Origin of the sequence: Enterococcus sp. DIV0756, from assembly GCF_051710745.1 — a bacterium.
Lineage (GTDB): Bacteria > Bacillota > Bacilli > Lactobacillales > Enterococcaceae > Enterococcus_A.
The window spans coordinates 2,771,304-2,783,412 of the sequence record NZ_JBIOLF010000001.1 but is presented as its reverse complement, the minus strand read 5'-3'; the positions used below and the strand labels follow the sequence as shown (position 1 = coordinate 2,783,412).

Here is a 12,109-nt window from a genome sequence, read left to right as displayed (position 1 = left end):
ACTTTTTCGAAATAAACTGTGTATATAACATTATATTGAGTATTTAAATAATCATTGATATTGCAGTCTGTCTGAACTATAATAATAACGTTGATTGTGCTTTTTAAGTTAAAATGGTACGAGTATGTAAATATGAAAATGAATGAACAAACAAAAGACTTTGTTTTTTTATTTGACTATTATGGCATAAAAAACAATAAATTGACGTTTTAATTTAAAACAAAGTAATTATCAGTTTTTCACTGGGGATAGAACAGCATAGTTTCAAGTAGAATAGCCTTTGTAGAAGAGAAAAAAGAACGATTTTGAGATAGAAAAGTTCTTTTTCTTTATAAAAAGTGTTGAAAAAAGAAGATAAAAATTTTCAAGGAATTCCTTTCCTGTCAACCTTTTTTGTTATACTATTTCTGCTATTTAAGGAAACTAACCGAATGAATAAAAGTAAATTTTAGGGAAGTTGAGGGTCTTATGGAGCAAACAATCAGTATCAAACAATTATTTGAACTACTAAGAAAAAGGATCGGGTTAATCATATTAGGAGGACTAGCAGGCCTATTGATCTCAGGTCTATTAGCCTTTTTCATTTTAACTCCAAAATATAGCTCACAAGCACAGCTAGTCGTGACATTGCCGCAAACAGAAACAACGAATGCCAATGATGTCAATACGAACTTGCAGATGATCAATACATATAAAGACATTATCACGGGGGATTTGGTAACCAAGGAAGTATCAGAAAAACTGAACTCTGAATACCGGGTAAAAATGAGTACAGATGATTTAAAAGAAGTCATCAAAGTAGAACAAAATCAAAACTCTCAAATGTTTTCGATTATTGCAACAAGCAAAAGTCCAAGAGAAGCAGCGAATATTTCTAATACAACGGCGGAGATATTTAAAGCGAATGCGAAGGACGTTTTAAATGTGGATCGCATATCGATTATTTCACAAGCAGTTGCTAGTAGCGATCCAGTTTTTCCAAATAAGAAATTAACCATTGCTGCGGGTCTATTACTTGGTGTGATGTTAGGAGTCTGTCTAGCTGTCGCTCTTGAATTACTGGATCGCACGGTGAAAGAAAGTAAGACATTAACGGATGAATATGGACTGACCCTGTTAGGAAATGTCCCAGAATTGACACAAAAAGAATTAAACGCAAAAATCCGTCGTGAACCTGCACCAACAATCACTAAACGAGAAGTTCCAAAAAATGAAACAGATATGACTCTTGATCGTCGCAGACGGAAACGGGTCTAGGAGGTAACTATGGCTAAAAGAATGAAACAATCCGATGTAGCTCAGGCAGTCAGCCTGATTACTTTAATTGATAAAAGTTCACCGGTATCTGAACGTTACCGTACGATTCGTACGAACATCCAATTTGCTTCTTCAGCGGATCGTCAAATCAAAACATTAGTAATTACGTCTTCAGGTCCTGGTGAAGGAAAATCAACAACCGCAGCGAATTTGGCAGTAGTCTTTGCCAATTCTGGACAAAGTGTTTTATTAGTGGATGCGGATATGCGTAAAGCAACGGTACACAAAACCTTCCTATTAAATAATGGCGTGGGCTTGAGTAACGTTCTAAGTACAGATATGAATGTCAGTGAGGCAGTTCAACGTAGTGTTGTTCCTAATCTTTACGTAATGACTAGTGGACCGAAATCGCCAAATCCATCTGAACTACTAGGTTCAACTCGAATGGATCAATTAGTTAGAGAGTTACGATCTGATTATGATTTTGTGATCTTTGATATGCCGCCAATCGTAGCAGTAACGGATGCTCAAATCGTTGCTTCAAAAGCGGATGGCACGATGTTAGTCGTACGTGAAAATGTTACTCGCAAAGATTCTTTGCAAAAAGCTCGTGAACTGCTATCCATGGTTAATGCCAATGTGTTAGGCGCTGTGTTTAACGGCAGTACAGATGCGAATGACCAAGGCTATTACTATTATGGTACCGATAAATAGTATAAGAAGGTGGAGAAATGATTGACTTGCATAGTCATATTTTGCCAGGAGTTGATGACGGGGCTCAAACGCTAGAAGATAGCATCGAAATGGCAAAAAAAGCGGTGAGTCAAGGAATTACGCACTTAATGTGTACGCCGCATCATAATAATGGAAGCTATTCTAATCCTGCTCAACAAGTAATTACTAGGGTCAATCAGTTACAAGCAGTCTTGGATCAAAAAGATATTCCACTCACTTTATTAGAAGGACAAGAAGTACGGATTACAGGTTCACTTTTAGAGGATATTAAAAATCAAGAAATTCTATTTACGGACCTTGATAATACATACATCCTGATCGAATTTCCTTCTGGTGATGTCCCTGAGTATTCGGAACAACTTTTCTTTGAGTTAATGAGCAAAGGGCATGTTCCAGTGATTGTTCATCCAGAAAGAAACGCGGTCTTTCGAAAAGACCCCAATCGGCTAATCCCCTTTCTGGATATGGGAGCATTAACGCAATTAACTGCTCCAAGTATTGTTGGTGTCTTTGGGAAAGATATTCAAAAGACATCACGGCAAATGCTGAAGCACAATATGCTCTATATGGTTGCTTCTGATGCCCATAATCTGAGACACCGAACGTTTCTGATGAAAGAAGCCTATGAAGAAATTCATAAAATTGGTGGGATAAGAATGGTTGAAGAAATGCAGCAGATGGCAAAAGATTTGGTGAACGGTGATGAAGTTGTACGACCAGAATTCACAATGATAAAAGAATCACGCTTCAAATTCTTTAATTAATAGTTTGTTTGGGGGAGCATATTATGAAAAGTGAAAAGTATTTTGGGGATGTGAATATGTTGAAGACCAAGTCTCCTGTAGAGAGAGAAGGCTCTCAATTAATTTGGATAGATAAAGAAAAAATTCAGAAACAAAAAGGCTATGATTTTGTTAAACGACTCATTGACCTCTTTGCTGGAATAGTCGGAATTATTTTAATCTCTCCGATCATGCTTTGGATTGGTTATAAAATACATAAGGATGAGCCAGGTTCTCCGGTCATCTTTGCGCAAAAACGTGTAGGACGAAATGGAAAATTGTTTACTATGTATAAGTTTCGTTCAATGTGTGTAGATGCGGAAGAAAAATTGGATAAACTGGTTGATAAAAATGAAATCAAGGGTGCTATGTTTAAAATGAAAGAGGACCCGAGAGTGACTGAGTTCGGGAAATTTATTAGAAGAACAAGTTTGGACGAACTCCCACAACTGATTAATGTCATCAAGGGTGATATGAGTTTGATTGGACCAAGGCCACCTTTGCAAAGAGAAGTTGCTGAATATACTCAATATGATATGCAACGTTTGTTAGTGAAGCCAGGATGTTCAGGGTTATGGCAAGTTAGTGGTAGAAATGAAGTACATTTTGATGAGATGGTCAATTTTGATATTGAGTATATTCTAAAACGTAACACTATTTATGATATAAAACTGATTTTAAACACAATAAAAATAATGATTAAACCTAACAGTGCATATTGAAAGTACAGTCAGTAATGGAGTGCAATGAAAATGGCCAAAAAAAAAATTTTACTAATTAGTGAATCTGTGGGTGGTGGGATGAGAAAGCATATTGTTCAACTGCTTGAAAATTTAGATTCAGAAAAATTTGAAATTTTTTATATTCACGGGGAGAAGAATTTAGATAGTACGTTTATTGAAAATTATGAGAATTTGAAAAAAAAATGTACTATGATACCTTGTTCCTTTTTAGAAAGAAAAATTAGTTTTTCCCAAGATTTAAAAGCTTTCAGATTTATTAATAAACAAATAAAGCTAATAATGCCGGATGTTGTTCATTGTCATAGTTCAAAAGCTGGTGTTGTAGGTAGATTTGCAGCTAAATTTAATAAAGTAGAGAAGATTTTTTATACTCCACATGCCTATTCTTTCTTATCTTCTGAGTTTGGTTCAAAAAAAAAGTCATTTTTTGTCATGATTGAAAAGATGTTAAGTCGGTACATGACTACAATGAATTTTTGCGTTTCTTCAAGTGAATTGAATGAAGCATTACGTGTAAATATTGATCATCCAAAAAAATTTAAAGTTATCTATAATGGATTACCAGAAATATCATTTCCAGAAAAAAAAGTATTAAAAAAATCTTTAGGCTTAAGTGAGTCATTTTTTATAGTAGGAAATAATGCTAGGATGACAGAACAGAAAAATCCGATACTCTTTTTCAAGATAGCTGAGATTGTAATTAATAAAGATAAAAATGTTCACTTTGTATGGGTAGGAAATGGACCATTATTTGAGGAAATTAAAAATTTAGTAACTCATAGTTCGGTTTCAAAAAATATTCATCTTTTAGGAGAAAGAACGGATTCTGAAATACTTGTTGCAGGATATGATCTCTATTTAACCACTTCATTGTATGAAGGATTACCATATTCTGTTATAGAAGCTATGCGTGCAAATATTAACATTATTGGAACTAATGTAGTTGGACATGATGAATTGATAAGAAAAGATGCTCTTTTCAATATTAGTGATCCAATTACGGCTAGTGAATTGATCCTAAGAAGTGATATTAAAAATCTTGAAAGCACGAGATCAGTATTTGAGGATAAGTTTACTTTGTCTAGTATGATTAACAGTATCGAAAAAGAATATCTAAAGAATTAAGTCTAGAGTAGAATAAAGTGTATACTGTATTACCAGAATATTTTGAGAAATTAAATCTTTTAGTAAGGTGATTATGAATTATGAAAAGAGTTCGTGTTCTATTTTTCTTGGATAGCTTGGAGAACGGAGGAATTCAAGCTATGATGAAAACTTATTTTGGAAAGATAAATCGTAAAAAATTTGATGTCGAGGTTTTGACTCTAGAAACTTCTGAAGAATCTGGGTATTTTGAGTGGTTACGTTCTAGTGATTTCAAAGTGCATGTTATCGAGGGTGTTAACTTGAGAAGTGTAAAGGGTCAGTTTTTGTATCAAAAAAAATTGCACTCTTTTTTTAAAAATAATGAATATTTCGATATTTTACATATGAATGGTTCTTCAAAAAATTTTTTTGTATTACGAGAGGCAAAGAAAAGTGGTATAAAAGTTCGAATAGCCCACTCACATAATACAAGATACCAGACAACAAGTAAGTTGCAAATTTTTTTAGGAAATATTTTAAAGTTTCCATTATCACATTATTCAAATAGTTTTTTTGCTGCCTCTAATATTGCAGGGAAATGGCTTTTTGGAGAAACCAGAAAAACTTTTATTTTACCGAACGCAATCAATACTAAAAAATTCTATTTTGATTCATCTTGTAGAAAAATGATCAGAAAGGAGATGGGACTTGAAAACAAGTTTGTAGTAGGTAATGTGAGCCGCTTTGTCTACCAAAAAAATCACAAAAAAATAATTGATGTCTTTAATAAATTACTAATGAAAAATCCTGATGCATACCTGGTTCTCATCGGTTCTGGCGAACTTAGAAAAGCGACAGAAGAATACACTAAAGAACTTGGAATTAGGGATTCAGTATTATTTGTTGGTTTTCGGTCTGATATAGAAAGATGGCTTCAAGTTATGGATTGCTACATTATGCCATCACACTATGAAGGATTACCAGTAGTTTTAGAAGAAGTTCAGGCAACGGGATTACCAAGTATTGTTTCGACAGCTATTACGAATGAGGTTGCTGTAATTGAACATATAAAATTTATAAATTTAAGCGATTCAGATGAAGAATGGGCTTTTGAAGTAAATCGATTTCACAATAAAGAAATTGATAGAAAAAATGCAAGTGAAATTTTTAAAGCTTCAAATTTCAATATTGATAATTCCATACATTTACTAGAAAATAAATACTTAGAACTTGTGAAAGGTTCAGACTAGATTTGGAGATTTCTATGAGAAAAATAAAAATTGGTCATGTAGTTGGTGGATTAATGTTTGGAGGAGTAGAAACATATTTGATCAATTATATTGATTTTATGAATTCAGAAAAATTTGAAATACATATTTATAGTTACACTAAACCGATACTAGAATGTTCTAAAAGATTTGAAGATGCAGGTTGCATTATTCATGAAGTGGGTTCAATGAACTCAAATCCTATCAAATCTTTTTTTGATTTAATATCCCAAATAAAAAGAGACAAACTAGATATTCTTGAATGTCACATGACATTTACCAATTTTCATGGGTTAGCAGCAGGATTTTTTTCAGGTGTACGAAATCGCTTGTCTCACGCACACTTATTTAATGTAAGAGAAGGGAATAGATTAAAACAGTTTATTAGAAATAATGTATATGCTTCTTTAAGCAAATTTTTTGCTACAGAGTATATAGCAGCTTCTAAAGCAGCTGCAACTGATTTATTTGGTAAGAAAAATGTACGTGAAGGAAAAGTAAAGATTTTTAAAAATGCGATTTCTCAAAAAAGGTTCCAATTTAATAAAACCGATAGAAATGAATTACGTAGAAAATATAAAATAGAGAAGAACGATATTGTAATTGGAAATATAGGTCGATTTGTTCTTCAAAAAAATCATGATTTTATTATTGATGTTTTTGAAGAGCTTCAAAAAGGTAATAATGGAAATTATGTTTTAATGTTATTGGGAATTGGAGAGTTGAAAGAAAGTTTACAAGAGAAAATACGTATGCTCAATTTAGATGAAAAAGTTATTTTTGTAAAACCTAATCAAGAAATCCAAAAATATTATTCTTGTTTTGATTTATTTCTATTTCCATCTTTATATGAAGGAATGCCGCTGGTTACTACAGAAGCACAGGCAAATGGTTTAGCAATTTTAGCCTCTAAAGGTCCAATCCCTGATGAATCAAAGATTAGCAAGGCTTATAATGAACTTCCGCTTGATTTAGGGAAGGTAAAATGGGCAGAATATATTAGAAAAATGAATTTTTCGAGGATTCCTATTGAAAACAATTTAAAGAATAGTGGGTTGGAAATTACTTTTGAGGCTGGTAAATTAATAAACTACTATGAAAATCTTGTTAAGAAAGGATAATATATGAAGGTTGCAATAGTAACGAACGGTATTTTACCAATTCCTGCTGTAAATGGAGGTGCTGTAGAATTACTGACCAATATTTTGATTGATGAAAATGAAAAAAATGAAAATTTTTGTTATGAAGTATTTACTGTTCATAATTACGATGCGGTTAATGAATCAATGAAATATAAAAATTCCTGTTTTACTTGGATAAATAACAAAAATATTTTTTTTAATATTTCGAAACTGCTTCGCCATTTAGTAAATAAATATTCTTCCTTGTCCATAAAAAATGCTTTTATTAAAGAGGTTATTAAGCAAATGAAGAGAGGAACACAAGATTTTGACGCTATCATTGTGGAAAATAAACCTGAGTATGGAGTATTTTTAAGAAAAGAGTTTCCTGATAAAAAAATTTACTTACACTTGCATAATGATTTTCTTAATCCTGATAATAAAAAAGCTATTAACATGAAAAACTCATATGATGGAATTTTTTGTATAAGTAAATGGATTAAATCAAGAGTTAACCAAATAGGAGGTAATAATAATACTTACCTACTCTATAATGGGGTTGATATACAAAAATTTCAAAAAGTTGATAAAAGTACGAAGAAAGAAATTAGAAAAAAGTATGGTTTTGAAAAGGACGATTTTATTGTACTTTATACAGGTAGGATTATTCCTGAAAAAGGAGTTTTAGAATTAGCCAAAGCAATCCACAATGTCAGAAAGAAAAATCCAAAAATAAAACTTCTTTTAACAGCTGAAAAAAAAGATGCAAAAGGGAAGTCATCCTATTTGAAAGAAGTACATAATACTTTGGACGATGATGATGCTGTCTTCACTGGAACTCTTCCGTATGACGAAGTTATTGGAGTAACAGCATCTGCGAATATAGGAGTAGTACCATCAGTGTGGGATGAACCATTAGCTCTAACTTCAATTGAGCATATGGCAAGCAAACATCCTGTAATAATTACAAATTCTGGTGGATTGATTGAAACTATAGATGAACTTTCTGGGCTAGTAGTAGAAAAAAGGGATTTAGAAATCTTAATATCACAATTAGAAGAGAAAATTCTTTTTCTATCAAGAAACCCTGATATAGTAACTAAAATGGGAAATAGTGCAAAGAATAGAAGCGAACTTTTTGATAAAAGGCTCTATGTAAGGAATTTTGTACAAATAGTGAAGCAGGTGAGCGAATGCTAGAAAATCAAATTGAAGGAACTAAAGGTTCTGATAAATCTTTGATCTTGAGTTTTATTTGGATTATATTCTCTGTATTATACGTTTTGTTTATCAATACGATTAATATTTTTCCGAGTATTTATTATATATTTTCTTCTATACTTTTATTCGTTTTTATTTTGGGAATTATTGTATCGACAAAGATCAACATAAGTTTGTCCTTTGGAAAGTTTTTTTGGATTATGTATTCTATTGTTATCATAATGGGGAGTTTCTTCTCAATTAATCAAGAGTTAAGCATAAAGTATCTACTTTCATATTTACCACTAGTTGTACTTATGATTTTTTCTGAAAACATCCCAATTCAAATTTTTAATTTTATTGTGCCTTCAATGGTAATTTGTACCGGGGTTCATGTTTTTATGAATTTATTCTTTTTGATTCAGCCAGAAAAACAAATCAATATATTGATGAAATTGTATACGGGAAAGGAATTAATGAATGCAGTAAATCAAACAAGGGCGAGTTTTTTAGTAGGAATTACTTCAGATATAGGTCAAAATGCGTTCCATATCTCTTTGTTTATGATTTGTATGTTCGCTTTGTTATTAACGAAAACAAACAAAATAGTATCAATAATCTCTTTTCTTTTTGGGCTTGTTTTACTTATTGGAACTACTAAAAGAGGTCTAATGGCGGGATTGTTCGCTTCAATGATAGTTATTATCCTTATTAGATCACGAAAAAATATTAAGAGATTTTTTGTTTATTCAGTTCTATTAATTTTTTTCATTTTAGTAGGTTGGTATATATTAAATAATTTAGAAATCACTCAGGTAATGATTAAAAAGAACATTGATTATTCTGGAAATATATTGAATGGACGTCAATATATTTATGCATCAACTTTGAATGCTTTCAACCAACATCCATTTAGAGGAATTGGAGTTAATACCACACAGATTGTGTCTTCTGGAAATGATGCTCATAACATATATCTTCAAGTTTTGGCAGAATCAGGTGTTGTGGGTTTTATCCTTTTTGTTACAGCTATTACTTGCGGGCTAGTTCAAGGAATAAAAGAACTGCTTAAAGCTGAAAAAAGTAAGTATGAAACTATTATTATATTTTCCGTTTCTTATCAAGTTTTTTTTGTTGTATATGGAATGAGTGGTAATCCATTTTACAATAATTCTCTTTTAGCTACGTATATTTTGTGTCTAATGATAGTTCATATTTTCAAAAAAAAGAAGGATGAAGATTGCTCTTATGACTAAGAAAATTGGTATTTTAACTTTCCATAATACACGAAATGCTGGGGCTGCACTACAATCTTTTGCATTACAAACTTTGATAACTAATGAGGGAGTAAATGTAAAAATAGTAAATTATCAAAATAAGCATATTAATTCAAGATATCGATTGAAGAAAATTAGTGAGATTGATAGTTTAAAAGAATTAATAAAACATTTATTTTCGAATAGATATGTATTGAAGCGTCAAGAATTATTTGATGATTTTTATGTAAATAATCAGATTTTTTCTAGAGAGTACAACTCAAAAAATATTTTTTTGGCTAATAAAGAATTTGATGGATTTATTGTAGGAAGTGATCAAGTTTGGAATTTCAATCATACGAATAAAGATTGGAATTATTTTTTAGATTTTGCTGAAGAAGGTAAAGGAAAATTTTCCTATGCAGCTAGTTTGGGAATTGTACAGTTTGAAAAAGACGATATCGAACATTGGAGAAAATCATTGAGATCGTTTGATGTGTTGTCGTTAAGGGAAAAAGATGGAATAAATGAAATAAAAGGGTTAACTAAAAAAGAGGTTTTTCAAGTACTAGACCCCACATTACTCTTAACTAAAGACTATTGGAATTCGATTTTACCTATTAATAGACCTTGTACGAATAGATATATTTTGATTTATACAATGGCTGATTCTCCGGAGTTATTTGAAAAAGCTAAACAGATTAGAAAACAGACTGGTTTTCAAATTATTTACCTTAACGAGTCTTGGAAAAAAAAATTTGGAATTGTGAATAAAAAAGATTTTGGACCAATAGATTTTTTACATTTCTTTCGCGATGCTGAGTATGTCTTAACAAGTTCCTTTCATGGAGTCGCATTTTCAATAAATTTTGAGAAAGAATTCTTTTTTGCCCTTAATAAAGAGAAAATCAATTTTAATTCAAGAATAGAGAATTTGACAGAATTAGTGGGTTTAGAAAATAGAAATATTGACTCTGAAACCGATTTAAAAATAGATTGGAGTACAGTTAATGCTCTTTTAGAAGAACAAAGGAAAGCATCATTAGATGTAATAAAATTAATTATGGATAAAACTAGAGAATAGAACGTTTATTATATTGAACGATAGAGAGAGAGTCTATGAATAGAACAAAGAAATTCGCTTTTAATTCGATTGCATCACTTAGTAACCAATTGATTATTTTTGCGATGGGATTTATCGTACCAAAAGCAATTTTATTAAATTATGGCAATTCTACAAATGGTTTAGTGACATCCATAACCCAATTTATATCTTATTTTAATATATTGGAGGCGGGGCTTGGAGGAGCGGCAATATATGCCCTGTATAAGCCATTAGCACAAAAAGATTATAAAGTTATTTCAATCTTAATTAATACGACGGAAGTACTTTATAAACGAGTGGGAGTATATTTTTTATTAGGTGTGTTGGGAGTCGCCTTTGTCTATCCACTATTTATTGAAGGACTTCCTATCTCTAATAAATCTGTTTTTTTCTTAATCATTTTTATTGGACTTACAGGAGTAATCAATTTTTTTTCATTGGGGAAATATCGAACTTTACTAACAGCCGATCAAAAAAGTTATGTTGTGCTGAACGCTGTATCTATTAATCAAATTTTAAATGGTATTATCATCGTTACACTTTCCAATTTTAAAGTTCCGATAAATTGGGTCTATTTATTCGCGTTAGTTCCAATAGGAGTTAGATGGCTATATCTAAGTAGGCATGTTAATAAAAATTATCCATCTATCTCAAAAAAATATGGAACCAATGTTTCTCTTTTAAAAAATAGATGGGATGTACTTTTTTTACAAATTGTAGGAACTGCTCAATCAGCATTTCCCACTATACTCGCAACGTTTATGCTAGGATTAGTTTCAGTTAGTGTATTTTCGATATATAATATTGTAATAGGGGGGATAAATCTAATTGTAACGATGCTACCAAACTCTCTTTCGGCAAGTTTTGGTGATTTAATTGCTAGAGAAGAATTTGATAAATTGAAAAAAATATATTCAGCATTTGAATATTTTCTTTTTATTATTATTGGGATCGTGTTTGGAGTATCTTTATCAATGTTGATGCCTTTTGTTAAACTATATACTTCGGGAGTTGATAACAATGTCTATTTGGTGCAGTCTATTTCTATTGCATTTGTCATAAATGGTTTTGTAAATGGAATAAAAACTCCACAAGGCATGATGGTCATGTCCGCTGGTCACTATAGAGAGACTAGATTAAGAAGTTTGACACAAGCCATGATATTAGTAATTAGCTCCACAATTTTATGCTATTATCAGGGCATTGTAGGTATTTTAATGGGTTCAACTTTTGCTAATTTTTATAGGGGTGTAGATCTCTTTTTCTATGTGCCAAAACGAATTACTGGGATGAGCGTTTTTGAAAGCTTGAAAAATTTATTGTATGCACTAATTGTATTCGGTATAGCAATTATATACTATAACAGATACAGCACAAAAATGTTATCTATCAATAGTTGGTCAGAATGGATATATCAATCATTTTTAATAACTGCACTGTTAGTATTGGTTTCCCTGTTTCTGACTTTTGTATTTAATAAGAATCATTTATTTGTGCTTTTTAATAAGATAAAGACTTTAAAAAGATGATATTAAGGATTAGGAAAGGATTATAAG

General features: G+C 31.3%; 11 protein-coding genes. All 11 read left to right on the top strand.

What is annotated here, in order from left to right:
- Window positions 1-468 precede the first annotated feature (468 nt).
- On the top strand, window positions 469-1,257 hold the full coding sequence (locus tag IGI44_RS13515; protein ID WP_438788252.1) for a YveK family protein: 789 nt from the start codon (window positions 469-471) through the stop codon (window positions 1,255-1,257).
- 9 nt (window positions 1,258-1,266) lie between these two features.
- Window positions 1,267-1,971, top strand: coding sequence for a CpsD/CapB family tyrosine-protein kinase (locus tag IGI44_RS13510; protein WP_438788251.1), 705 nt, complete (start codon window positions 1,267-1,269; stop codon window positions 1,969-1,971).
- 17 nt (window positions 1,972-1,988) lie between these two features.
- Window positions 1,989-2,756: a tyrosine-protein phosphatase gene (locus IGI44_RS13505; RefSeq protein ID WP_438788250.1), complete on the top strand. Its 768-nt coding sequence runs from the start codon at window positions 1,989-1,991 to the stop codon at window positions 2,754-2,756.
- 56 nt (window positions 2,757-2,812) lie between these two features.
- The gene (locus tag IGI44_RS13500) at window positions 2,813-3,496 is read left to right on the top strand and encodes a sugar transferase (RefSeq protein WP_438789002.1); all 684 of its coding nucleotides are present in this window, start codon (window positions 2,813-2,815) and stop codon (window positions 3,494-3,496) included.
- A 30-nt stretch (window positions 3,497-3,526) separates the two neighbouring features.
- Complete coding sequence (locus tag IGI44_RS13495; RefSeq protein ID WP_438788249.1) at window positions 3,527-4,642, top strand: glycosyltransferase; 1,116 nt, start codon at window positions 3,527-3,529, stop codon at window positions 4,640-4,642.
- Window positions 4,643-4,722: 80 nt separating this feature from the next.
- Window positions 4,723-5,853 carry a glycosyltransferase gene (locus IGI44_RS13490; protein WP_438788247.1) on the top strand — a complete coding sequence of 377 codons (1,131 nt, stop codon included), beginning with the start codon at window positions 4,723-4,725 and terminating at the stop codon, window positions 5,851-5,853.
- Window positions 5,854-5,867: 14 nt separating this feature from the next.
- Window positions 5,868-6,992 carry a glycosyltransferase gene (locus IGI44_RS13485; protein WP_438788246.1) on the top strand — a complete coding sequence of 375 codons (1,125 nt, stop codon included), beginning with the start codon at window positions 5,868-5,870 and terminating at the stop codon, window positions 6,990-6,992.
- Between the two features lie 3 nt (window positions 6,993-6,995).
- Complete coding sequence (locus tag IGI44_RS13480; RefSeq protein WP_438788245.1) at window positions 6,996-8,192, top strand: glycosyltransferase family 4 protein; 1,197 nt, start codon at window positions 6,996-6,998, stop codon at window positions 8,190-8,192.
- Entirely contained in the window at window positions 8,186-9,448 is a 1,263-nt protein-coding gene (locus IGI44_RS13475) for an O-antigen ligase family protein (RefSeq protein ID WP_438788244.1), read from the top strand. Before IGI44_RS13480 ends, IGI44_RS13475 begins: the two co-directional genes overlap by 7 nt.
- Entirely contained in the window at window positions 9,441-10,532 is a 1,092-nt protein-coding gene (locus IGI44_RS13470) for a polysaccharide pyruvyl transferase family protein (protein WP_438788243.1), read from the top strand. Before IGI44_RS13475 ends, IGI44_RS13470 begins: the two co-directional genes overlap by 8 nt.
- Before the next feature lie 35 nt (window positions 10,533-10,567).
- Entirely contained in the window at window positions 10,568-12,082 is a 1,515-nt protein-coding gene (locus IGI44_RS13465; protein ID WP_438788242.1) for a lipopolysaccharide biosynthesis protein, read from the top strand.
- Window positions 12,083-12,109 lie beyond the last annotated feature (27 nt).

Bases quoted from the DNA above. Each gene is read 5' to 3' on its own strand.
- IGI44_RS13515 (WP_438788252.1), top strand. From the start codon at position 469: ATGGAGCAAACAATCAGTATCAAACAATTATTTGAACTACTAAGAAAA.
- IGI44_RS13480 (WP_438788245.1), top strand. From the start codon at position 6,996: ATGAAGGTTGCAATAGTAACGAACGGTATTTTACCAATTCCTGCTGTA.
- IGI44_RS13470 (WP_438788243.1), top strand. From the start codon at position 9,441: ATGACTAAGAAAATTGGTATTTTAACTTTCCATAATACACGAAATGCT.
- IGI44_RS13475 (WP_438788244.1), top strand. From the start codon at position 8,186: ATGCTAGAAAATCAAATTGAAGGAACTAAAGGTTCTGATAAATCTTTG.
- IGI44_RS13465 (WP_438788242.1), top strand. From the start codon at position 10,568: ATGAATAGAACAAAGAAATTCGCTTTTAATTCGATTGCATCACTTAGT.
- IGI44_RS13495 (WP_438788249.1), top strand. From the start codon at position 3,527: ATGGCCAAAAAAAAAATTTTACTAATTAGTGAATCTGTGGGTGGTGGG.
- IGI44_RS13500 (WP_438789002.1), top strand. From the start codon at position 2,813: ATGTTGAAGACCAAGTCTCCTGTAGAGAGAGAAGGCTCTCAATTAATT.
- IGI44_RS13505 (WP_438788250.1), top strand. From the start codon at position 1,989: ATGATTGACTTGCATAGTCATATTTTGCCAGGAGTTGATGACGGGGCT.
- IGI44_RS13510 (WP_438788251.1), top strand. From the start codon at position 1,267: ATGGCTAAAAGAATGAAACAATCCGATGTAGCTCAGGCAGTCAGCCTG.
- IGI44_RS13485 (WP_438788246.1), top strand. From the start codon at position 5,868: ATGAGAAAAATAAAAATTGGTCATGTAGTTGGTGGATTAATGTTTGGA.
- IGI44_RS13490 (WP_438788247.1), top strand. From the start codon at position 4,723: ATGAAAAGAGTTCGTGTTCTATTTTTCTTGGATAGCTTGGAGAACGGA.